General features: G+C 60.5%; 20 protein-coding genes. 18 read left to right on the top strand and 2 right to left on the bottom strand.

What is annotated here, in order from left to right; all coding sequences use genetic code 11:
• Positions 1-163: 163 nt before the first annotated feature.
• A complete protein-coding gene (gene hemL / locus P1S46_05755) occupies positions 164-1444 on the bottom strand; it encodes a glutamate-1-semialdehyde 2,1-aminomutase (GenBank protein MDF1535995.1) in 1281 nt (426 codons plus the stop codon).
• Positions 1445-2100: 656 nt separating this feature from the next.
• On the opposite strand from hemL, the gene ndhC reads away from it, so the two are divergent.
• The 17 genes from ndhC to P1S46_05670 all read left to right on the top strand — a co-directional run bounded on the left by ndhC (position 2101) and on the right by P1S46_05670 (position 20159).
• Positions 2101-2481: an NADH-quinone oxidoreductase subunit A gene (gene ndhC, locus P1S46_05750; protein ID MDF1535994.1), complete on the top strand. Its 381-nt coding sequence runs from the start codon at positions 2101-2103 to the stop codon at positions 2479-2481.
• Positions 2478-3032: an NADH-quinone oxidoreductase subunit B gene (locus P1S46_05745; GenBank protein MDF1535993.1), complete on the top strand. Its 555-nt coding sequence runs from the start codon at positions 2478-2480 to the stop codon at positions 3030-3032. The genes ndhC and P1S46_05745 overlap by 4 nt, the downstream gene beginning before the upstream one ends.
• A complete protein-coding gene (locus tag P1S46_05740; GenBank protein ID MDF1535992.1) occupies positions 3029-3538 on the top strand; it encodes an NADH-quinone oxidoreductase subunit C in 510 nt (169 codons plus the stop codon). Before P1S46_05745 ends, P1S46_05740 begins: the two co-directional genes overlap by 4 nt.
• A 12-nt stretch (positions 3539-3550) precedes the next feature.
• Entirely contained in the window at positions 3551-4723 is a 1173-nt protein-coding gene (nuoD, locus tag P1S46_05735; GenBank protein MDF1535991.1) for an NADH dehydrogenase (quinone) subunit D, read from the top strand.
• A 46-nt stretch (positions 4724-4769) separates the two neighbouring features.
• Positions 4770-5348: an NADH-quinone oxidoreductase subunit NuoE gene (nuoE, locus tag P1S46_05730; GenBank protein MDF1535990.1), complete on the top strand. Its 579-nt coding sequence runs from the start codon at positions 4770-4772 to the stop codon at positions 5346-5348.
• A gap of 8 nt (positions 5349-5356) precedes the next feature.
• Positions 5357-7171 (top strand): NADH-ubiquinone oxidoreductase-F iron-sulfur binding region domain-containing protein, encoded by a 1815-nt coding sequence (locus P1S46_05725; GenBank protein MDF1535989.1) that lies wholly within the window; start codon positions 5357-5359, stop codon positions 7169-7171.
• A 6-nt stretch (positions 7172-7177) separates the two neighbouring features.
• Positions 7178-9796, top strand: a complete 2619-nt coding sequence (nuoG, locus tag P1S46_05720) for an NADH-quinone oxidoreductase subunit NuoG (protein MDF1535988.1) — start codon at positions 7178-7180, stop codon at positions 9794-9796.
• Between the two features lie 25 nt (positions 9797-9821).
• Positions 9822-10820: a tetratricopeptide repeat protein gene (locus P1S46_05715; protein ID MDF1535987.1), complete on the top strand. Its 999-nt coding sequence runs from the start codon at positions 9822-9824 to the stop codon at positions 10818-10820.
• Positions 10821-10833: 13 nt separating this feature from the next.
• Positions 10834-11874, top strand: a complete 1041-nt coding sequence (gene nuoH / locus P1S46_05710) for an NADH-quinone oxidoreductase subunit NuoH (GenBank protein ID MDF1535986.1) — start codon at positions 10834-10836, stop codon at positions 11872-11874.
• A gap of 25 nt (positions 11875-11899) precedes the next feature.
• Positions 11900-12337 (top strand): NADH-quinone oxidoreductase subunit NuoI, encoded by a 438-nt coding sequence (nuoI, locus tag P1S46_05705; protein MDF1535985.1) that lies wholly within the window; start codon positions 11900-11902, stop codon positions 12335-12337.
• Between the two features lie 10 nt (positions 12338-12347).
• Positions 12348-12860 carry an NADH-quinone oxidoreductase subunit J gene (locus P1S46_05700; GenBank protein MDF1535984.1) on the top strand — a complete coding sequence of 171 codons (513 nt, stop codon included), beginning with the start codon at positions 12348-12350 and terminating at the stop codon, positions 12858-12860.
• Positions 12857-13159, top strand: coding sequence for an NADH-quinone oxidoreductase subunit NuoK (gene nuoK / locus P1S46_05695; protein ID MDF1535983.1), 303 nt, complete (start codon positions 12857-12859; stop codon positions 13157-13159). Before P1S46_05700 ends, nuoK begins: the two co-directional genes overlap by 4 nt.
• A gap of 11 nt (positions 13160-13170) precedes the next feature.
• Entirely contained in the window at positions 13171-15105 is a 1935-nt protein-coding gene (gene nuoL, locus P1S46_05690; protein ID MDF1535982.1) for an NADH-quinone oxidoreductase subunit L, read from the top strand.
• 72 nt (positions 15106-15177) lie between these two features.
• The gene (locus tag P1S46_05685; GenBank protein ID MDF1535981.1) at positions 15178-16788 is read left to right on the top strand and encodes an NADH-quinone oxidoreductase subunit M; all 1611 of its coding nucleotides are present in this window, start codon (positions 15178-15180) and stop codon (positions 16786-16788) included.
• Positions 16789-16800: 12 nt separating this feature from the next.
• Positions 16801-18270: an NADH-quinone oxidoreductase subunit N gene (locus tag P1S46_05680; GenBank protein MDF1535980.1), complete on the top strand. Its 1470-nt coding sequence runs from the start codon at positions 16801-16803 to the stop codon at positions 18268-18270.
• Between the two features lie 525 nt (positions 18271-18795).
• A complete protein-coding gene (locus tag P1S46_05675; protein MDF1535979.1) occupies positions 18796-19104 on the top strand; it encodes a hypothetical protein in 309 nt (102 codons plus the stop codon).
• Positions 19105-19178: 74 nt separating this feature from the next.
• Positions 19179-20159 carry a DMT family transporter gene (locus P1S46_05670; GenBank protein ID MDF1535978.1) on the top strand — a complete coding sequence of 327 codons (981 nt, stop codon included), beginning with the start codon at positions 19179-19181 and terminating at the stop codon, positions 20157-20159.
• A 138-nt stretch (positions 20160-20297) separates the two neighbouring features.
• Here P1S46_05670 and P1S46_05665 read toward each other — a convergent pair whose 3' ends face one another.
• Entirely contained in the window at positions 20298-21221 is a 924-nt protein-coding gene (locus tag P1S46_05665; protein MDF1535977.1) for a cation diffusion facilitator family transporter, read from the bottom strand.
• Positions 21222-21383: 162 nt separating this feature from the next.
• Between P1S46_05665 and P1S46_05660 the strand changes: the two genes are divergently transcribed.
• Positions 21384-21866, top strand: a complete 483-nt coding sequence (locus P1S46_05660; GenBank protein ID MDF1535976.1) for a peptidylprolyl isomerase — start codon at positions 21384-21386, stop codon at positions 21864-21866.
• Positions 21867-22000: the final 134 nt, after the last annotated feature.

Genomic DNA, 22000 nt, shown 5'->3' with positions numbered 1-22000 from the left:
TAAGGAAAGGGAAAACGACGCTTTTCCCTTTCCGTGGAGCAAAAAGTCCCGGATTGGACTTTTTGCGACTCTATCAATGTTGATGACTTCTTGCCAGGTCATCAACATCTACCAGTGTATCAGCCCCGGAATCGCAACGGAATCTGATCTTGCGATCCCGAGGTCAGAGGATCTTTTTAAGAGCCCTTTCGTGGGCCTTGACCGTGGCCTCGATATCCTCATCCGAGTGTGCAAGGGACAGGAAGGCAGCTTCGAACTGGGAAGGGGCGAGATAGATGCCCTCGTCCAGCATGGCCCGGAAATAATGGCCGAACCTGGTCGTGTCGGACCTTTTGGCGCCGTTAAAGTCCGTCACGGGCCCGGGTGTGAAGAAGGTGGTGAACATGGAGCCTGCCCGGTTGAAGGCCAGTTCGGCACCAAGGCGCCGGTTCACATCGGCCAGCCCCCCGGCCAGGGCGGCGGCGGCCCTTTCCAGGGCCTCGTAGGTCCCTGGCCTCATAAGGATAGAGAGGGTGGCGATGCCGGCGGCCATGGCAAGGGGGTTCCCGGAAAGGGTCCCTGCCTGGTAGATCGGCCCCTCGGGAGCCACCAGGGACATGTACTCGGCTTTCCCGCCGTAGGCGCCGACCGGGAGGCCGCCGCCGATGACCTTTCCGAGAGCCGTCAGGTCGGGCGTTATCCCGTACCGTTCCTGGGCGCCGCCGAAGGCCACCCTGAAGCCGCTCATAACCTCGTCGAAGATGAGGAGGGCACCCTCTCTTGCGGTTATGTCCCTGAGACCCTGGAGAAACCCTTCAGCCGGGATTATGACCCCCATGTTCCCGGGCACCGGCTCAACGATGATCGCTGCGATCTCTCCCGGGTGCTTCGCGAACAGGGCCGTAACCGATTCGAGATCGTTGTACTCCGCGATGAGGGTGTTCTTTGCATAGTCGGCGGGAACACCGGGGCTGTCGGGAACACCGAGGGTCAGGGCGCCTGAACCCGCCTTGACCAGCAGGCCGTCCGCATGACCGTGGTAGCACCCGTTGAACTTGATGATCCGGTCACGGCCGGTGGCGCCGCGGGCGACCCTGATGGCGCTCATGGCGGCCTCGGTCCCCGAGTTGACCATGCGGACCTTGTCCATGGACCTCACTGCACCGAGGACCAGCCTGGCAAGATCCGTCTCCCTTTCGGTCGGGGCTCCGAAGCTGGTCCCCAGGCGGGCTGCCTCGAAGATGGCCTCCAGGACCTCTTCGTTGGCGTGACCGACGATCATGGGACCCCAGGAACCCACGTAATCGATATACGACCTGCCGTCGGCATCGACGATCATCGAACCTTTGGCGCTGCTGATAAACAAGGGGTCGCCGCCCACCGATTTGAAGGCTCGAACGGGGCTGTTGACGCCGCCCGGTGTGACGCTTTTGGCTGCTTTAAAAAGATCCTGAGACCTGGTCATAAAAGGTGCTCCCTGATTGATGACTACGCAGAAAGTCATCAATGCGCCCCGTGCGGGGCGTCCGGATCAATGACCGTCAGTGTGAGTCATTGATCTGTGAGGAAAGCGGAAATGACACTTTTCGCTTTCCGTGGAGCAAAAAGTCCCGCCTGGACTTTTTGCGACCCTGTTTCAGCCGACGGACAAACAAGATGTCCATCAATACAGCGCACGCCGATGAGGCGGGAGCTGGGGTGGGGGTGGAACCGGGCGGCTTCACTCCGACCGGCGGGGGATCATGCCTTGGCGTGACCGCCTCGCAAAATGGGTCCCAATAGTTCCAAGGGAGACTTTTTGCGAGGTTGTATTTGTTGATTTTCCCTTTAAAATTAAAGAGTTTCCATCTACCATACGGGTGATTGGCTGTCAAGACCCGAAATAGGTTGTCGGTTTTGTCTTGTCAAAACCGATCGCCTGTTTCGGGTGTCGTGGATTACCTCATATGCCCCTTCCCAAAATCGCGGAATATATGATCAATTGTGCTTTTTGGATCCGGGTTGAGAAAACCCGTAGACAAGAGGGATCACTTATTGTATACATTATACAGAATACAATTTCTGTTACTATTTTCACGTTTGGCGTCCCCGACCGGGGCGCAGCTTAAGGGAGGTTTCGTTTTGAGGGAAGATCTCATTGTCGGTTACCTGCCCATCTTTATTTTTCTGCTGGTCGTGGGTGTCATCGGTATCGGGATGCTCGCTGCTTCCCACGTCATGGGCCTGCTCCGCAAGAACACCAACGAGGAGAAAACGTCGACCTATGAATGCGGAATGACGCCCATCAAGGACGCCCGCCGCCGGTTCGACATCCGCTTCTACCTCGTGGCCATGCTGTTCATCATCTTCGACATCGAGGTGGTGTTCCTTTATCCGTGGGCCATCCTGTTCGACAAATTCGACCCGGTGATATTCGGGTTTATCGAAATGATCCTGTTCATGGTGGTTCTGCTGTTCGGATATGCCTATATCTGGAGAAAGGGTGCGTTGGACTGGCGATGAAGAATAAACCGACGAGAGTCTACAAGGGGCCCGGTCCCCAGGAAGCGAACATTCTTCTGACATCGGCCAGCAAGGTCATGAACTGGGCCCAGCGGTCGTCCCTGTGGCCGCTCACCTTCGGCCTTGCCTGCTGTGCCATCGAGATGATCTCCGCGGCGGGCGCCCGGTACGACCTGGCCCGCTTTGGTTGGGAGGTTTTCAGGGCTTCGCCCAGGCAGGCGGATCTCATTATCGTTTCCGGGACGGTCACCAACAAGATGGCCCCGGTGGTGAAAAAGCTCTACGACCAGATGGCCGAGCCCAAGTGGGTCATCGCCATGGGGAGCTGCGCCACCTGCGGAGGAGTTTTCCAGACCTACAGCGTCGTTCCGGGAGTCAACAACATTATCCCGGTGGACGTGTACATCCCGGGGTGCCCGCCCCGCCCCGAGGCCCTGATCCACGGGATCATGACCCTCCAGATGAAGATCGACGGGCAGAGGAACTTCGGGGTCGACCACAGGAAAGTGGAGCCGGGATACCGGGGACCGACCAGGGAGGAAACGGCGTGACGGTTAACTGGAACCGCCAGAACTTTTCCGGTGACGATCCTGAAAAGCACCCGGTCGTCGAAGCTCTTCGCCGGGTTTACGGTCCGGCTGTCCTCGAGATCGGCACCTCCTGCGGCGAGGTCTGGGCGGTTGTGCCGCCGGACCGGGCCATCGAACTGCTGACCTTCCTGAGGGACGATCCGGAGCTTCGTTTCGATTTCCTCTCGGATGTCACGGCTGTTCACTGGCCGGAGCGTGAGGGGTTCGAGTTCGACCTGGTCTATCAACTCTATTCCATCGGTCACCGCATGCGCTTTCGCGTGAAGGTATCCCTGCCCGAAGGCGGCTCGGCCGCCACGGTCTGCAAGGTCTGGCGGGCTGCCGACTGGCTGGAGCGGGAAGTCTACGACATGTTCGGGATCCGGTTCGAAGGTCATCCAGACCAGAGACGGATCCTCAACCCGGACGGCTTCGAGGGGCACCCGTTGCGCAAGGAGTTCCCTGTCGGTGGCCGGGTGCGCTGGTAAAGGGAGGTTAAGGTGGCCAGGCAGGAAATAATGACCATCAACATGGGGCCTCATCACCCCTCCACCCACGGCGTTCTCCGGGTGATCCTCGAGCTGGACGGTGAGGTCGTCGTCAACGCCGTGCCCGATATCGGGTACCTTCACCGCGGCGTGGAAAAACTTTCCGAAGGGAAGAAGTACATCCAGGTCCTTCCCCTCACAGACAGGCTGGATTACCTGGCGTCGGGCTCCAATAACCTTGCCTACATCCTGGCGGTGGAAAAGCTGCTCGGTATCGAGGTCCCCAGACGGGCCCAGTACATCCGCACCTCCATCGCCGAGATCACCAGGATCATGAGCCACCTTCTCTGGCTCGGGACCCATGCCGCCGACATCGGCGCCGTCACCATGCTCATGTACACCCTCAGAGAGCGGGAAGACATCCTGGACCTCATCGAAGAGACGTGCGGGACGAGGATGATGCCCACCTATTTCCGTCCCGGCGGTGTTGTCAGGGATATCCTCCCCGACTTTTCAGACAAGATAAGGGCCTTCGTGAACAAGTTCGACGTGAAGATCAACGAGTACGAGAGGCTGCTTACCAAGAACCGGATCTGGATGCGAAGGACCCAAAAGGTTGGCGTCATCAGCAGGGAGGACGCCGTCAGCCTTGGACTGTCCGGTCCGGGCGCCAGGGCCTCGGGCGTCGACTGGGATATCCGCAGGGACGAGCCATACGAGGTGTACGACGAGCTTCAGTTCGAGGTGCCGGTCCTGTCTGACGGGGACGTTTATTCCCGCTACCTTGTCCGGCTCCGTGAGATGCGTCAGAGCTCCCTGATGCTGAGGCAGCTCATCGAGGGGATCCCGGAGGGGCCGTTCATCGAACGCAGCGCCAGGTACGTATTCCCTGAAAAGAGTCGGGTCTCCAACTCCATGGAGGCGATGGTGCACCATTTCAAACTGGCCATCGACGGGCTTGCCCCTTCCGAGGGGGAGGCGTACAGCACCATCGAAGCCCCCAAGGGCGAGCTGGGTTTTTACATCGTGAGCGACGGGAGCCCCAAGCCGTACCGCCTCCGGATAAGGCCGCCCTCGTTCGTCAACCTTCAGTCCCTTCTCACCATGGCGAAAGGCAACATGCTGGCCGACGTGGTGGCTATCATCGGTAGCCTGGACATCGTGCTGGGCGAGATCGACAGGTAGCGTCCCGACAGCGTTCCGGGACGGCAACCCATTAGCGGAGGTAGCAGTGAACCTCGAAACTGCCGAGAGCACGGTTCAAAGCCCTGAAGTGACTAAGGAACTCGACCTCTCACCGGTCTACGAGATCCTCGACCGGCTGGACGATATCAAGGGGATGGTCATCCCCGTCCTTCAGGGAGTCCAGAAACATTACGGTTACGTCCCCGAGGAGGCGGCCAACGTCGTTGCCGACGAGATGGGGATCTACCGGAGCCAGGTCTACGGTGTCCTGACCTTCTACACCCAGTTCCACCTGAGCCCCAGGGGCCGGCACATCATCCGCGCCTGCGCCGGGACAGCCTGCCACGTCAAGGGCGGCAAACAGGTGATCATGAGGATGGAGAACGAGCTTGGCATCGGCCACGGCGGCACCACGGATGACCTCATCTTTTCCTTCGAGCACGTGGCCTGCATCGGCGCCTGCGGCCTGGCGCCGGTGATCATGATCGACGACGATGCCTTCGGCAACCTTGATCCCAACCAGGCCGAGTCCATTATCAAGAAGTTCCGGCGAAAGGCCCTCGCCCAGATACAGGCAGAGGGCGGGGACGAAGGCGACAGCGGTGATGAAGCCGCCGAGGAGTGAAAGTGCACATGGCTAGCGACGGCGGACAGAGAATTTTCATCGGGATGGGAACCTGCGGGCTGGCCACCGGGGCCGAAGGGGTCCTGGCGGCGGTCAACGAGGGGCTCAGCAGCCTCAAAATGGAGGTGCCCATCATCAGGACGGGGTGCATCGGCATGTGCTCCCAGGAGGTTCTTCTGGACGTCGTCCAGCCGGGGCGCTCCCGGGTCACCTACCGCAAGGTGGAGCCGAAGATGGTGGCGGACATCCTGGAAAAGCATCTCGTGGGCGGTGAGCCCGTCAAGGAATTCACCATAGGCCAGATCATTAGCGACGGAGAGACACCATACGAAGGGATCCCGGCCTACGAGGACCTGCCCGTCTTCGCAAAACAGAAACGGATCGTGCTCAGACGCTGCGGCTTTATCGACCCGGACCTGATCCAGGATTACATAGACGCTGACGGCTACAAGGGCGTGCAGAAAGCCCTCAATACGATGTCCCCCACCATCGTCCGTGAGATCGTGAAAAAATCGGGTCTTCGGGGCAGGGGCGGCGGCGGGTTTCCAACGGGTCTGAAGTGGGAATTCTGCGCCAAGGCCGACGGAGCCCCCAAGTACCTGATCTGCAACGCCGACGAGGGTGACCCGGGTGCGTTCATGGACCGGAGCGTCCTGGAGGGAGACCCCCACGCAGTCCTGGAGGGCATGATCATCGCCGCCTACGCCATCGGCGCCGGCTACGGATACATCTACTGCCGGGCCGAGTATCCCCTCGCCATCAAGCGCCTCAAGACGGCCATCGGGCAGGCAGAGGAGAAAGGGTATCTGGGCGAGAAGATCTTTGGCACCGATTTTTCGTTCAAGCTCAAGATCAAGGAAGGCGCCGGCGCTTTCGTGTGCGGCGAAGAGACGGCCCTCATGGCGTCCATCGAGGGCAGGAGGGGGATGCCCCGGTCCCGCCCGCCTTTCCCTGCCAACCGTGGACTGTGGGAAAAGCCCAGCAATATCAACAACGTGGAGACCTTCGCCTGCGTCCCCCCCATCATCCTCAACGGCGCCGACAGTTACGCCGACATAGGGACGGAAGGCACCAAGGGAACCAAGGTCTTCGCCCTGACCGGAAAGATTAACAACACCGGCCTTATCGAGGTTCCCGCCGGCACCACCCTCAGGGAGATCATCCACGAGATCGGCGGCGGGATCGAGGGGGGCAATCAGTTCAAGGCGGCCCAGCTGGGCGGCCCGTCGGGCGGGTGCCTGCCTGCGAAGCTGGCGGAAACCGCCATCGATTACGATTCCCTCATCAAGGCCGGAGCCATGATGGGTTCCGGCGGTGTCGTGGTCATGGACGAGACCGACTGCATGGTGGACGTGGCGCGGTTTTTCCTGAGCTTCACAGCCGCCGAATCCTGCGGAAAATGCATACCGTGCCGGCTCGGCACCAAGACCATGCTCACCATTTTAGAGCGCATCACAGGCGGGGAAGGGACCGACCAGGACATCCTGGACCTCGAGGACCTGGGGGTACAGATCAAGAGCGCCTCCCTGTGCGGCCTCGGCCAGACCGCTCCCAACCCTGTCCTATCCACCATCCGCTATTTCAAAGACGAATACGAGGCCCACATCAGGGACAAGAAGTGCCCTGCCAAGGTGTGCACGGCGCTCATCACATACCGGATCCTGGAGGATGCCTGCACCGGATGCATGGTCTGCAAGAAGAAGTGCCCGGTAGAAGCCATCTCCGGGGAGAGGAAGGAAGTCCATGTCATTGACCAGGAGCGGTGCACCAACTGCAATACCTGCTACGAGGTGTGCAAGTTCGACGCCGTGGTGAAGGAATAACGGGCTATGAAAGTCAACCTGACCATAGACGGAAAACAGGTGGAGATCCGGTCCGGGGCGACGATGCTCGATGCCGCCAGGGCCATCGGCATCGACATCCCCACTTTCTGCGATCACAAGTACCTGAAGCCCTTCGGGGCGTGCCGGATGTGTGTGGTGGAGGATGCGGGATCGGGGCGCCTTTTCGCATCCTGTGTCACTCCGGTGACCCAGGGGATGGAACTGCTCACCACCACCGAGAAGGTCCTCAAGGCCCGCGAGGCCATCATCGAGCTCCTTCTCATCTACCACCCTCTCGACTGCCCGGTCTGCCCCCAGTCCGGCCGCTGCACCCTTCAGGACCTGGCTTTCGCCCACGGCAAGGAATCGGGACGGTTCGGGTCGGTCAAGGTGGACAAGCAGATCGACGTCCTGTCCCCCCTCGTCGAGATGAACCAGAACCGGTGCGTCCAGTGCGGCCGGTGCGTGCGGATCTGCGATGAGGTGCAGGGAGAGGGGCAGCTGGATTTCGTCGAACGCGGGTTCGGGACGGTTGTGGAGCCGAGCTTCGGACGGGTCATGGATTGCGAGTTCTGCGGCCAGTGCATCCAGACCTGCCCCGTGGGGGCTCTGTACAGCCGTCCTTTCAAGCACACCACCCCATCCTGGGAACTGACCCCGGTGAGAACAACATGCCCCTTCTGCGGGGTCGGCTGCACTCTCAACCTTGAGGTCAGGAAAGACAGGATCTACCACGTCCTTGGTGTCGACGACGAGGGATCCAACAACAGCGGGTTCCTGTGCGCCAAGGGCAGGTTCGGCTACGAGTATGTGGGACGCCCCGAGCGCCTGAAAACTCCCCTTGTCCGAAAGGACGGGGAGCTTGTCGAAGCCACATGGGAAGAGGCGTACCAGGCCATCGTGGACGGGGTGGGCGCCATCGCCTCCGACGGAGGCGGGAAGGCGCTGGGCGGCATCGCCTCGGCACGGTGTACCAACGAGGAGAACTACCTCTTCCAGCAGTTCGTGAGGACGGTCCTGGGTTCCGACAACGTGGACTCGGTGGCCCGGTTCAGCCACATCCCTGCCATGGAGGCTCTGTACAAGGCGTTCGGTATGGCCGCTCCCACCGATTCCCTTGCCGATCTGGATCAGGCCGACCTCATCTTCGCAGTGGACGCCAACGTCACCGAGGACGCGCACATCGTCGGCCTGAAAGTCCTGCGGTGTGTCAGGTACGAGGGCAGCAAGCTCATCGTCGCTAACCCCAGGAAGATAAAACTGGCCCGTTTCGCCGACAGCTACCTCGCCATGAAGCCCGGCACCGCGGTCGGACTGCTCAATGCGATGATCCATGTCATCCTCGCCGAAGGCCTGGAGGACAAGGAGTTCGTGGCCGCCAACGTCACGGGGTTGGAGGAACTAAGGAAGTCCGTCAGGGCGGCTACACCGGAAAATGCCGAGAAGACCACGGGCGTGCCGGCTGACAGCATCAGGGATGCGGCAAAGGCTCTGGCCGCGTCGCCCGCCGTGACCATCCTCCTTTCGCCCATGACCGCCTCCTACACCGGAGAGGACACGGTGGCCGCGGCAGCGAACCTGGCCATGATCACCGGGAACGTGGGCAAGGCCGGATCCGGCATCCTGCCCCTTTCCGAGTACAACAACGTCCAGGGCGTCATGGACATGGGCGCCATGCCCGGGTACCTCCCGGGTCACGTGCCGGTGTCGGGTGAGACCGGGATGACAGTCATGGAGATGGTGGAGGCGGCCCGCGCCGGTACCCTCAAGGGGCTTTTCATCATGGGTGAGAACCCCCTGACTGCTTTTCCGGAGCCCGCCAGGGTGGCCGAGGCCCTGGACAAACTGGAATTCCTGGTCGTCCAGGACATCTTCATGAACGAAGCGGCACGCAAGGCTGACGTGGTCCTGCCCGCCGCCACGGGGCCTGAGAAGGACGGGACCTTCACCAACACGGACAGAAGGGTCCAGCGTGTCAGGAAGGCCCTCGAGGCTCCCGGCAAGGCGAAGGCCGACTGGAAGATCCTTTGCGATCTGTTTGAAGCGTTCGGCAAGCCGGCAGGTTTCGCCCAGGCAATGGACGTGACCAGGGCAATCGCAGGTCAGATCCCCTCCTACGCCGGCATCCTCCCGGAAAGGCTCGAGGCGGACGGCCTTCACTGGCCCTGCCCCGATGCTGGTCACCCGGGCACCCCCTACCTTTACGGGGACGGTTTCGGTGACAGCCGCGCGCAGCTGGTTGTCGTCGAGCAGCGGGAGATCGACTCCCCGCCTGCGGACTATCCTTTTGTCCTGATCTCGGGCACGACCCTGTTCCACTCCGGGACCACGACCAAGTGGGCCAGGGGGCTTAACGGGTTGGCCCCGGAAGCCAGGGTCCGGATCCACCCGGATGACGCGAAAGCGGCGGCGATAAACGATGGTGACCGCATCCGGGTGGCCAGCAGAAAAGGCGAGATCGAGGCTGTGGCCAGCGTCACGAGCGATTCCGGGAAGGGGATCGTTTTCGTCCCGTCCCACTACGCGGATATGCCGGTCAACTCCCTGATGGAGTACGACGCCGTCAAGGAGAAGACCATTACTTTTGTTACCGTTTCCCGCCCCGGCGGCGGGGATCAAGGATAGACCCGGCGGTACAGGGGGTATTGAGATGAAATGTTCACATTGCAATATCGAGGTTCCCGGCGACAGCCTTTTCTGTTCCCAGTGCGGGCACCGCCTGGTGGGAAGTGCGGAGGAGATGGCAGTCCTTTCCCCCGCCGAGAAGGCCGACCACTATCTGGCCGACGGGATCAACCTTTACCACAGGGGTGAGTTCGACAAGGCCATCGCCATGTGGGACAAGGCTCTCGAAGAGCTGCCCGGTTTCGGCAAGGCACACTATTACAAGGGGCTCGCTTTCCACGACAAGGGCGAGACCAGCGCCGCCATCGAGGAGTTCAAACAGGCCGAGGCGGTCAACCCCGAGCTGGCCTCGATCCACTACCGCCTGGGTCTTTCCTGTTACGCTCTGGGCAGGCTGGAAGAATCGGAAAAATATTTCCGCAAGGTCGAATCCATCATCCCCAATACCCCGCAGATCCACTACCGGCTAGGACTCCTGCACCAGAACAACGCCAAGCTCAAGGAAGCGGCTGAAGAACTGCGCAAGGCCATCGAGCTGAACCCCAAGTTCGCGCGGGCCATGTACGCACTGGGGATCATCTACTACCAGAAGGGGCAGCTCAAGGATGCTCTCGAGACGCTCAACAAGGTGGTGGATATCTCCCCCGCCTACGTCATGGCCTACTACTGGAAGGGGATCGTCCAGTACCACAAGGGCAACCTTGCCGACGCCGTTGAGTCCTTCAGGCAGACACTGGAACTTTCGCCCAACTTCACCCTTGCCCACTACCACGCGGGCACCACCCTGGCCAGGAAGGGCAAACACCAGGAGGCGATCCACCACTTCCTCAAGGTACGGGAACTCGAGCCGAAAAACTCCTCGGCCCCCTTCCGCCTCGGCGAGAGCTATGTGCAGCTCAACATGCTCGACAAGGCTGAAGAGGCGTTCAAAACGGCGATGGAACTGGATCCGGACAACGCCCAGGCCTACTTCCTGCTCGAGAGGGTCGGGGAGCTCAAACGGTCCGGGGCCATGGACTTCTGACAAGGATATCACGATGGAGAACGCCTTTATCTTCATTCTCATCATCCTCCTCAAGATCGTGGGGATCATCACGGTGGCCCTCGGCGGCGTGACGGTGATGAACTGGGTGGAGCGCAAGGTCTGCGGTCACATCCAGCACCGCCACGGCCCCCTTTACGTCGGGCCGATCGGGCTGTTTCAGCCCATCGCCGATGGACTGAAGCTGTTCCTCAAGGAGGATATCGTTCCCAGGGACGCGGACAAGGTCCTTTTCCTGTTGTGCCCGCTCATGGCGTTCGTCCCTGCACTGCTGACCTTCGCCGTCATCCCGGTGGGTCCCCATCTCCAGGTCTCCGACATCAACATCGGGCTCGTCTATATCCTCTCGGTTTCCTCCCTCGGTGTGTTCGGTATCGTCATGGCAGGGTGGGCCTCCAACAACAAATACGCCCTTCTCGGCGGACTCAGGTCCTCGGCCCAGATGATCAGCTACGAGATCACCCTGGGGCTCTCGGTCATCGGGGTCCTCATGTATTCGGGCTCCCTCTCCATGACCAAGATCGTCCTGGCCCAGCAGGGTCTGTGGCTCGGCTTTATCCCCAAATGGTTCATTATCCCCCAGTTCCTGGGGTTCATCCTGTTCCTTGTGTCGGCCTTTGCGGAGACCAACCGCCTGCCCTTCGACCTCCCCGAGGCCGAGACCGAGCTGGTGGCGGGGTATTTCGTCGAGTACGGCAGCCTGAGGTGGGCCATGTTCATGATGGCCGAATATGTGGCCATGATCTCAGCCTCCTGCGTCATGGTGACCCTGTTCTTCGGCGGTTGGCTGCCATGGCCCGTCATCGGTCCGCTGGTGGAAGGGATCCTGCCTGCCGGTATCGTGCTGTACGCCATGCCGGTGATCTGGTTCCTGTCCAAGGTCGCGGTGTTCATGTTCTTCTTCGTCTGGGTCCGCTGGACCTTCCCCAGGCTGCGCTACGACCAACTCATGACCCTGGGGTGGAAGGTCCTCCTGCCCCTGGCCATCTTCAACGTTTTCATCTCGGGTATTCTGAGATGGGCCCATATCACCTGAAAAAGGGGAGTACGCTGTGGGTTTGATGACAAACATATTTCAAACCGACCTGATCAAGGGGCTTACCCTGACCCTCCGGTATTTTTTCTCCAGGCCGGTGACCCTCCGGTACCCTGAGGTCTACTATGACCTCCCGGAAAGGTTCAGGGGCTCCCAGGTCCTCAAGCGGCACGAGGACGGCCGGGAGCGGTGCGTCGGGTGCTGCCTTTGCGCGGCGATCTGTCCGTCGGACGCCATCTTCATCGAAACCTCCGAGGGGGAGGACCACGGGAAGGTGGTGGACAGCTACGAGATCGACATGGGCCTTTGCATCTACTGCGGCTACTGCCAGGATGTCTGCCCCGTGGACGCCGTATTCATGGGTGAAGATTACGAACTGACGTTGACCGACCCCGGGCAACTCCGGATCTGCCGGGAAAAAATGCTCACCAAGGGGGACGACCCCCGATACGATCGCCTGTAGGAGCACGAGAATGGGTCTTCATGCGTTTATGTTCTTTTACTTTGCCGTGGTGGCGGTTGTGACCGCCCTGCTGGCGATCTCCCGACGGAGCCCGGTGCACTCGGTGCTTCTTTTGATGCCCTGTTTCTTCCACGTGGCCGGCATCTTCGTGCTCCTTAACGCGGAGTTCCTGGCAGCCATCCAGATCCTGGTTCCCGCGGGAGCCCTCATGGTTCTGTACCTGTTCGTGGTGTTCCTGTTCAACCTGTGGAAGGTCAAGGGGCGCAGGATCGCCCACAGGCAATCGCTCCTGGCCGGGATGGTGGTGTTGGTCATGGCGATCCTGATGATCCTGCTGGCCGTTGGGAGCCTGTTCCCCGGACCGTTCCCGGAGTTCGCCCTGGAGATGAACCCGGACAACACCCTGGCTGTGGGCGGCTCCCTTTACACGACCTTCCTTTTCCCCTTTGAACTGGCCTCCATTGTCCTTCTGGTGGTCATGTTCGGCGCCATGGTCCTGGCAAAGAGGGAGGATGTGGAATGATCACCCTGACCCACTACCTCGTGCTCGCCGTACTCCTGTTCGTCATCGGGGCGACCGGCTTCCTCATGAGAAGGAACATCATCATCATCCTCCTGTCGGTGGAACTGATGCTCAACGCGGTGAACATCAACCTGGTGGCCTTCTCCTATTTCCTGAAGAACCCGGCCGGGCAGGTGTTCGTCTTCTTCGTCATGACCATCGCCGCCGCTGAGGCTACCCTGGGGCTGGCCATCGTGGTGGCCCTTTACAGGAACCTCGAAACCGTCTTCGTTGACGAGATCAACCAGTTGAAGGGCTAGGAGAACTTACGATGACTGACGCTGTAGTCCTGGTCCCCCTGTTTCCACTCCTGGCCGTCCTTGTCAACCTGGCCTTCGGCCGGAAGATGTCCGAAAGCAGCGTGGGCGTCATGGCCAGCGGAGCAGTCGGGGCATCATTCCTCGCTTCCGTCCTTTCGGTATTCGGGCTGGCAGGCATGGAGGCTGCGCACAGGACCACCGAGGTGGTCCTCTACCGGTGGATCGGTTCAGGCACCTTCTCCGCGGACATCGGGTTCCTTCTGGACCCCCTGTCATCGGTCATGATCCTGGTCGTCACCGGAGTCGGCTTTCTGATCCACGTCTATTCCATCGGGTACATGCACCACGACGGAGGTTTCAGGAGGTACTTCCTCTACCTGAACCTGTTCGTGTTCGCCATGCTGCTCCTCGTCCTCGGCAACAGCTACCTGCTGCTTTTCGTGGGATGGGAGGGCGTGGGTCTGTGTTCCTACCTGCTCATCGGGTTCTGGTACCATAAGGACAGCGCGGCCAACGCCGGCAAAAAGGCGTTCATCACCAACCGGATTGGCGACTTCGGTTTCATGCTGGGGATGCTGCTGATCGTCCTGAACTTTGGGACCCTGTCCTTTACCAGGGTGTTTGCCGCGGCCCCGCACCAGTTCCACACCGGTCAACCCATGGTTGTTCTCATCGCCCTGCTCCTCTTTATCGGCGCCTGCGGAAAATCGGCGCAGCTGCCGCTCCACGTGTGGCTGCCCGACGCCATGGAAGGTCCCACGCCGGTGTCGGCCCTCATCCACGCGGCCACCATGGTCACGGCCGGTGTCTACATGGTCTGCCGCAGCCACGTTCTTTATGATCTCGCCCCGGCGGCCCTCATGGTCGTGGCCGTCGTCGGGTGCCTGACAGCCCTCTTTGCCGGGACCATTGCCCTGGTTCAAAACGACATCAAGAGGGTGCTGGCCTACTCGACCGTCAGCCAGCTGGGCTACATGTTCCTTGCGGCCGGAGTGGGGGCATACACCGCGGCCATCTTCCACCTCATGACCCACGCCTTTTTCAAGGCCCTCCTCTTTCTCGGAGCGGGAAGCGTGATCCACGCCCTGTCCGACGAACAGGATATCCGCAAGATGGGCGGCCTCAGAAAGATCATGCCCAGGACCTACAGGACCTTCCTCATCGCCTCCCTCGCCATCGCGGGCATCCCGCCCCTCGCCGGGTTCATGTCCAAGGACGAGATCCTTTACAGCACCTTCAACTTCAGCCATGCCGGAGGAGCGAGGTTCCTTCTCTGGATCCTGGGTATCACCACTGCGTTCATGACCGCCTTTTACATGTTCCGCCTGGTCTACAAGACGTTCCACGGCGAGTCCCGCATGGATCCGGAGGTGGAGGCCCATGCCCACGAGTCGCCGCCGGTCATCACCGTGCCCCTCATGATCCTGGCGTTCCTTGCCGCGGTGGGCGGTTTCCTGGGGATCCCCGTTTTCCTCAAAGCCAACGTGATGCACAACTGGCTCGGGCCGTTCTTTACGGCAGCCGCCCGGCACGGGGCTGAAGCGTCCCATTCCGTTCACAGCCTCGCGGCCGAGCTGGGGCTCATGGTGATCTCGGTCATGGTGGCCCTGGGCGGCATCATCCTCGCTTACGTAATGATCCTGAAGCGTCCGGCGGTCACCGAGGAGGTGCACGAGGACTTCAAATTCCTCTACGACCTGTTCTTCAACAAGTGGTGGGTGGACGAAGTCTACGACAGGATGGTGATAAGGCCCCTGCACTGGCTCGGCCGGATCTTCTGGACCATTTTCGACGGCAAGGGGATCGACGGGACCCTGCACGGGATCGCCGGCGGGGCACAGGTTTCGGGACGGTTCCTGGCCAGGCTCCAGACCGGATTTGTCCAGAACTACGCGCTTACCATGGCCGCCGGGCTGGTCCTTGTCCTGATATGGGCCTTCTTCTAGGAGTCTGTCGGAGAACCTCATCCAAACTCCTAGCTATTGGGAATCGGGAACAACCAAACAGGAAGAACCTAAATGAGTGAACTGAATTTTCCCATACTATCTCTGATCACCTACATCCCGGCACTCGGCGCTATCCTGATGGCCCTGCTGGTGCCGGGCCGAAACGCCGGCGCCATCCGGAAGGTGGCCCTCGGGATCGCCCTGGCGGACTTCGCCGCGTCCCTGTTCCTGCTCCCCCTTTTCAAACTGGGTGTGCCGGGCTTCCAGCTCATGGAGCGGATCGACTGGATCGACGGCCTGGGCATCCAGTATCTCATGGGGGTGGACGGGATAAGCCTCCTGCTGGTCCTCCTCACGACCCTCCTCGGTGTCCTGGTGGTGCTGTCCTCCTTTACCGCCATCACCGACAGGGTCAAGGAGTACATGGTCTGTCTGCTGATCCTCCAGACCGGCATGCTGGGGGTCTTTTTCTCCCTGGACATCGTCCTTTTCTACGTGTTCTGGGAAGTGATGCTCATCCCAATGGTTCTGCTCATCGGTGTCTGGGGGGGCAAGAGAAGGATCTACGCGGCGGTCAAGTTCTTCCTCTACACCCTTGTGGGCAGCCTGTTCATGCTCATCGGTTTTCTCGCCATCTATTTCACCAACGCGGCCGCAACAGGCATTTACACCTTCGATCTTGTAAAATTGCTTGACGGCTCATTGCCCGAGGGGATCCAGTTCTGGGCTTTCTGGGCGCTGTTTCTGGGTTTCGCCATCAAGGTTCCCCTCTTCCCGTTCCACACATGGCTTCCTGACGCCCACGTCGAGGCTCCCACGGCCGGATCCGTCATCCTGGCCGGCGTCCTTCTCAAGATGGGGACCTACGGCTTCGTCCGGTTCTCCCTGCCCCTGCTCCCCGACGCCTCGGTCAAAGCGATCCCCGTCATCGGAGTCCTCGCCGTTGTGGGCATCATCTACGGAGCTCTGGTGGCCTGGGTCCAGCCGGATGTCAAGAAACTGGTCGCCTACAGCTCCGTGAGCCACCTCGGGTTCGTCATGCTGGGCCTTTTCACAATGACGTTCCAGGGGATCCAGGGGGGCGTTCTCCAGATGATCAACCACGGTCTTTCCACCGGGGCGTTGTTCCTCCTGGTAGGAGTCCTTTACGAGCGCCGCCACACCAGGATGCTGGACGATTTCGGAGGCCTGACGGCGAAAATGCCGGTTTTCGCGGTGTTCCTCGGCATCGCCACCTTCTCATCCATCGGCCTTCCGGGCCTGAACGGGTTCATCGGGGAGTTTTTGATCCTCCTGGGCGTCTTCAAGGCCGGCATGTACGTGTTCGGTGCTCTGGCTGCCACCGGCGTCATCCTGGGAGCGGTCTACATGCTTCACATGTACCAGAAGGTCATGTTCGGTGAGATCACGCACGAGGAGAACAGGAATATCAAGGACATGAATTTCCGGGAGATCCTGGTCCTGGCGCCCATTATCGTCCTTATCTTCTGGATCGGCCTTTATCCCCAGCCGTTCCTGAGGGTCATGGAACCCGCTGTGGACGACCTGGTGACCCGGCTCAACGTGGGCTCAGTGGAAAGCGACAGGTCGCACACCGTACTTGAGCTGATTACATCAGGCACTGAGGGCGAGATCGCCACGCTGACTGTCGCGCCCCGGACGTCCCACGGAACTGACGAGTAAGGGAGAGGTCCCATGCTGAGCATCCTATTCCCCGATTTCAGGGTCATTGCACCGGAGCTGATCCTCACCCTGACCGCCTTCACGGTCATCTTGTGGGATCTGATCATCCGGACGAAACGCCACCTGGATTCGGTCATCATCGCCACTGTCGGCTCGCTGGCGGCACTGCTCGTGGCCTGGCTGTCGCGGCACCTGAACGTGTCCACTTTCGGCGACGCCGTCATCCTCGACCCCTTCGCCACCTTTTTCAAGATCACCTTCCTGCTGGGGCTCATCCTGTGCATCGCCCTGTCTCTCCGGTACATGAAAGCGGGAGGGTCCAAAGACCACTCCGAGTACTACGCCCTGCTTTGCCTGGCCACGGTGGGGATGATGGTCATGGCCATCGGACACGAACTCATCACGATCTTCCTGGGGCTCGAGCTCCTTTCCATGTCCCTTTATATCCTGGCCGGGTTCTTCCGCAAGGATTCCCTGAGCAACGAGGCCTCCATCAAGTACTTCATGCTTGGATCTTTCGCCACCTGCATCCTCCTGTTCGGGATGTCCTACGTTTACGGTGTCAGCGGGTCGACCCACCTCAAGGTCATCGGCGCGACCCTGGCCGCTCACCCCGAGACCCTGGGCGACAAGGCGCTCATGGTCGGACTGCTCATGGTGCTGGTCGGCTTCGGGTTCAAGATCTCAGTGGTGCCGTTCCACCAGTGGACCCCTGACGTTTACCAGGGCGCTCCCACCCCGGTGACGGCGTTCATGTCGGCCGGCCCCAAGGCGGCAGGTCTTGCCGCGCTCATCCGGATCCTCATGGAGGCCATGCCCCGGATGGCGCATGAGTGGGAGCTGGTCGTTTCCATCCTTGCTGTCCTGACCATGACGCTGGGCAACCTGGCCGCCCTGGCCCAGACCAACATGAAACGGATGCTCGCCTACTCCTCCATCGCCCACGTGGGCTATATCCTCATCGGTCTGGTGGCTTCGGTGGGCGGCAGCGGCGACCGGGCGATCTCCGGTGTCATGTTCTACCTCCTCGCCTACACCTTCATGAACATCGGTGCTTTCGGCATCCTCGTTTTCCTCGGAAGGGAGGGGATGCCCAACGATGACCTGGACGATTTCGCCGGGCTGGCGAGGCGATCTCCCGGTGCCGCACTGGCCATGCTCATCTTCCTGTTCTCTCTGGCCGGTATCCCGCCGACAGCGGGGTTTGCCGCCAAGCTGTCCATCTTCTACGCGGCTTTCCAGGGCGGCTATTACGTCCTGGTCATCCTCGGTATCCTCAACAGCGCAGTGGCCGCCTACTATTACCTGCGGGTCGTGATGATCATGTACATGAGGGAACCGGAACGCGAACTGCCTGCCGCCGCAACTTCGCCCCTCCTCTGGGCAGGGATCGCCCTGGCTCTTTTGGGTACGATCCTGCTGGGTGTGCTCCCGGGCGATGTCCTGGAAGCGGCGCGGGTGTCGGCTGCCATACTTCTTTGACACCCTCGGAAAAAGTCTCTTCGAGGCATTTTGCGAGGCGGGGAACGGCTTTTTTTCCAGTCACTGTCACAGACCAAGACCCTGTACTTGAGACTGTGACCGGGACGCGCTTTCCCCAACACGGCTCCCGCCTGGCCGGCGCGAGGTGGTCGATGGACATGCTGCATGTCCATCAACGTGACACCCTGGGTCCTCCCCCCTTCGACACCTTTTTCAACAAGCGCAAGACCGGCTCACGACGGTGAGCCACGCCCGCGGAGTGGTTGATCCGCCTCAGAACCCTGGGAAACGGTGCTGAAAAGCCGGTTTCCCATCCGGGTACTCACTTCCCGATGCCTGTCCTTGATATGGGGCCTGAGGGAGGATAGACTTTTCAGTAATCAGTAATCAGTAATCAGTAATCAGTAATCGGTAGTCAGTAGTCAGGGAGGGACTGTGCGAATAACAACAATTATCGTTTATTCTTGCCTAACCGCGCTGCTGCCAGCTGGTGCGGCCTCAGCCTCTTACACTGTGGATATCGGAGTGGCCCGGGATCTCATTTCCGAGGGGCAGTACGGCAAGGCGGTGTCCCTCCTGGAAGAGACGGTGGGACAAAGCCCGGAAGGTTCGGAAGGGTTCTACCTCCTCGGAGTAGCCCGTCTCTGGACGGGGGATTGCGATGCCGCCTTTGAAAAATTCCGAAGGGCTCTCGAACCGGACGTGATCCTCCATGCCGGCCTGGAGGATCACACAGGTCGATGGGGCAGCCCCGGAAAGGTGACCCTCACAACCCGCGGGACGTGGACCGGGGTTGACTGGTCGCGGAAGGACGACCTGGTTCGTTCCCGCTGAATGAACACCCTTGCATACCACAGTTACCTTTTGCCGGTGGTGCACCCCGGTCCTGAAGTTGTCCGCCTTCAACCATGAGCCCCCTGCAGCCGAAATCCCGGGGAACCCTGCTCATGGTCACCGCGGTCTTCGTTTTGAGCCCCGACGCCCTCCTCATCTCCCTCGTGGGTTCAGACCCCTGGGTCCTGATCTTCTGGCGAGGACTTCTCACGGCGAGCACCCTGACGGTGGCCATGATATGCGCCCGCGGCGGCCGGGCTTTCGGGGAGGCCATGAAGCTCGGCGCGGCGGGGATCGTGACCGGGCTCTTTTTCGGCATGAGCACCATCTCCTTCGTCCTTTCGGTGCGCATGACGTCAGCCGCCAACACCCTTGTCATCATCGCCGCCATGCCCCTGTTCTCAGCCATCCTCACACGGGTTTTCACCGGTGAGAAGGTTCCGGGGAGGACCTGGGCCGCTGTGGCGGCGGGGTTTGCCGGTATCGCCGTGGTCTTTTCCGGGAGCGTCACAAAAGGAAACCCTGCCGGTGATCTTCTCGCCCTGCTGACGGCCCTGCTCATGGCGTCCAATTTCGTTATCATCCGGCGCAACAGCCACCTGAACATGATCCCCGCGGTGATCCTCAGCGGTGTGCTCACAAGCCTGGTGACCGCCTTCATCTCGGACCCACTCTCCCCTGGTACGGGCGATATCCTCATGCTGGTCGTCATGGGGTCGGTCGTTCTCCCTATCCCCCTTGCTCTCATGACAGTGGCGCCCAAGCTCATCCCAGCAGCGGAGGTGGGTCTCATCATGCTCCTGGAGACGTTCCTGGGACCGTTCTGGGTGTGGCTGGCTTTGGGGGAGAAACCACCCGGAGAGACCCTGCTGGGAGGAGGGATACTGATCGCAACGCTGGCATTGCACGCGGTGGCGGGACTGAGAAAAACAGATATGGGAGTATCGGAGTATGGGGGTGTGGGGGAAAAGCAGACGCAGGGACGCGGAGACACGGAGGAAAACCGATGCAGGAATGCGGTGACACGGAGAAGAACAGACACGAAAACGCAGTGAAACAGAACAAAGCGGTGTCATCCGGGATCCATTTCCAGGATGAACCAGTATTTTTAGTACTTAGGGAAACCCCCCGGCTTTGCCGGGGGTACATGACTTTTACACCCATACACCCGTACCTCGACACTTCCATACGCGTTAATCAGATGAAATCTGATCAACGCTCTTCCTCGGTTCCGCGAACACCCGCTTGACCTGCGGGAACCCGTCCTTGATGGCTGTCCGAAGGCGCTCGAGGGTCCGCTCAACATCGCCTGCCGGAACGGTGTCCGTAAAATCAAGGCTGATATTGACCAGGATGAAGTCCGGCCCCATGTGCAGGGTCAGGACTTCGTTGACCGCCTCCACCTGGGGGTAGGCGCCCGCCAGGATCCTTATCCCGTGGACGATCTCCGGGTTGGCGCTCTCCCCTATGAGAAGCCCCTTGGTCTCGTAAGCGAGCCAGATGGCCGTGCCGCCGAGGATGAGACCGATGACGATGGAAGCCGCCCCGTCGTAAACCGGGTTGCCGGTGACCTGTCCCAGGAAGACTCCCATGAAGGCGGCCATGAGACCCAGGATGGCGGCGGAGTCCTCGAACAGAACCACGAAGAGGGAGGGGTTCTTGCCGCGGCTGACCGCCTCCAAATACCCCCACCTGCCCTTGACCCGTGAAAATTCCCTGAGCGCGAAGATCCAGGCCGCTCCCTCGAAGAGCAAGGCAAGCCCCAGGACGATGTAGTTGACGGCGGGGTTTTCCACCGGTGCCGGGTGGCGGATGTGGTGGACCCCCTCGTAAAGGGAAACGCCCGAACCCACGGCAAAGATGAGGATGGCCACCACGAAGCTCCAGAAGTAGACCTCCTTGCCGTGTCCGAAGGGGAACTTGTCGTCCGGTGGCTTCTGGCTCCTGGACAGTCCGTGGAGAAGCAGGACCTGGTTGCCGGTGTCCACCAGGGAATGGATCCCTTCCGACAGCATGGCCGAACTGCCTGTAACGACGGACGCGATGAACTTGGTGATAGCGATGAGGGCGTTTCCGGTGAGAGCGGCCCAGATGACCATTCTGGATGATGAGGACATGTTCTTACCCCGTTACCGCCGCAAGGCGGTTCCACGCTGGCAAAACGCGCCTGTCTGTGTTTAAATAGCCGCCCGCGTTGGATGTCATGTCAGGATCCTGACGGGCCACTGGCCTGTGAATACCCTACTTTCGATCCAGGCACAACCAGGAAGGAGAATATCATGCAGGTGGCAAAGGACAGCGTCGTGTCCATTCACTACACTCTGAAAGACGATTCAGGCCAGGTGCTCGACAGTTCCGATGGCCGCGGCCCTCTCGATTATATCCAGGGTGCCAGCCAGATCATCCAGGGACTGGAGAAAGCCCTGGAGGGAAAAAAAGCAGGTGACGAGCTTTCCGTTGTCATCGAACCGGAGGACGGATACGGTGCGAGGGACGAATCGATGGTCTACGAGGTGCCCCCCTCCGAGTTCGAAGCCATGGAAGATATCCAGGTCGGAATGCAGTTCAGGGTCGGCACGGACCAGGGTGCCATGATCATGACCGTGGCCGGCGTCGAGGAAGACATGATAACCCTGGACGGCAACCATCCCCTGGCCGATGTGCGCCTGTCCTTCGATGTTTCGGTAGTCAGTGTCCGCGAGGCCACCGCCGAAGAGATTGCCGCGGCCAATCACGAGCACGGGGCTGGATGCGGCTGTTAAAGGCCTGACGGCCAGAGCGAAGCGCAAAGGGCTAAGCGCGAAGAGAAAGCGTTAACCTTGATAGATTCGCAAAAAGTCCAATCCGGGACTTTTCGCTCCACGGAAAGGGAAAAGCGTCGTTTTCCCTTTCCTTA

It is taken from the genome of bacterium, assembly GCA_029210545.1.
Lineage (GTDB): Bacteria > BMS3Abin14 > BMS3Abin14 > BMS3Abin14 > BMS3Abin14 > JARGFV01.
This window is presented reverse-complemented; position numbering and strand designations above follow the sequence as displayed.

What these genes read in the sequence shown, in the direction of transcription:
- hemL (MDF1535995.1), bottom strand. Translation starts at nt 1,444, where the DNA reads ATGACCAGGTCTCAGGATCTTTTTAAAGCAGCCAAAAGCGTCACACCG.
- P1S46_05745 (MDF1535993.1), top strand. Translation starts at nt 2,478, where the DNA reads ATGAAGAATAAACCGACGAGAGTCTACAAGGGGCCCGGTCCCCAGGAA.
- P1S46_05725 (MDF1535989.1), top strand. Translation starts at nt 5,357, where the DNA reads ATGGCTAGCGACGGCGGACAGAGAATTTTCATCGGGATGGGAACCTGC.
- nuoG (MDF1535988.1), top strand. Translation starts at nt 7,178, where the DNA reads ATGAAAGTCAACCTGACCATAGACGGAAAACAGGTGGAGATCCGGTCC.
- P1S46_05715 (MDF1535987.1), top strand. Translation starts at nt 9,822, where the DNA reads ATGAAATGTTCACATTGCAATATCGAGGTTCCCGGCGACAGCCTTTTC.
- nuoH (MDF1535986.1), top strand. Translation starts at nt 10,834, where the DNA reads ATGGAGAACGCCTTTATCTTCATTCTCATCATCCTCCTCAAGATCGTG.
- nuoI (MDF1535985.1), top strand. Translation starts at nt 11,900, where the DNA reads ATGACAAACATATTTCAAACCGACCTGATCAAGGGGCTTACCCTGACC.
- P1S46_05700 (MDF1535984.1), top strand. Translation starts at nt 12,348, where the DNA reads ATGGGTCTTCATGCGTTTATGTTCTTTTACTTTGCCGTGGTGGCGGTT.
- nuoK (MDF1535983.1), top strand. Translation starts at nt 12,857, where the DNA reads ATGATCACCCTGACCCACTACCTCGTGCTCGCCGTACTCCTGTTCGTC.
- nuoL (MDF1535982.1), top strand. Translation starts at nt 13,171, where the DNA reads ATGACTGACGCTGTAGTCCTGGTCCCCCTGTTTCCACTCCTGGCCGTC.
- P1S46_05685 (MDF1535981.1), top strand. Translation starts at nt 15,178, where the DNA reads ATGAGTGAACTGAATTTTCCCATACTATCTCTGATCACCTACATCCCG.
- P1S46_05680 (MDF1535980.1), top strand. Translation starts at nt 16,801, where the DNA reads ATGCTGAGCATCCTATTCCCCGATTTCAGGGTCATTGCACCGGAGCTG.
- P1S46_05670 (MDF1535978.1), top strand. Translation starts at nt 19,179, where the DNA reads ATGAGCCCCCTGCAGCCGAAATCCCGGGGAACCCTGCTCATGGTCACC.
- P1S46_05665 (MDF1535977.1), bottom strand. Translation starts at nt 21,221, where the DNA reads ATGTCCTCATCATCCAGAATGGTCATCTGGGCCGCTCTCACCGGAAAC.
- P1S46_05660 (MDF1535976.1), top strand. Translation starts at nt 21,384, where the DNA reads ATGCAGGTGGCAAAGGACAGCGTCGTGTCCATTCACTACACTCTGAAA.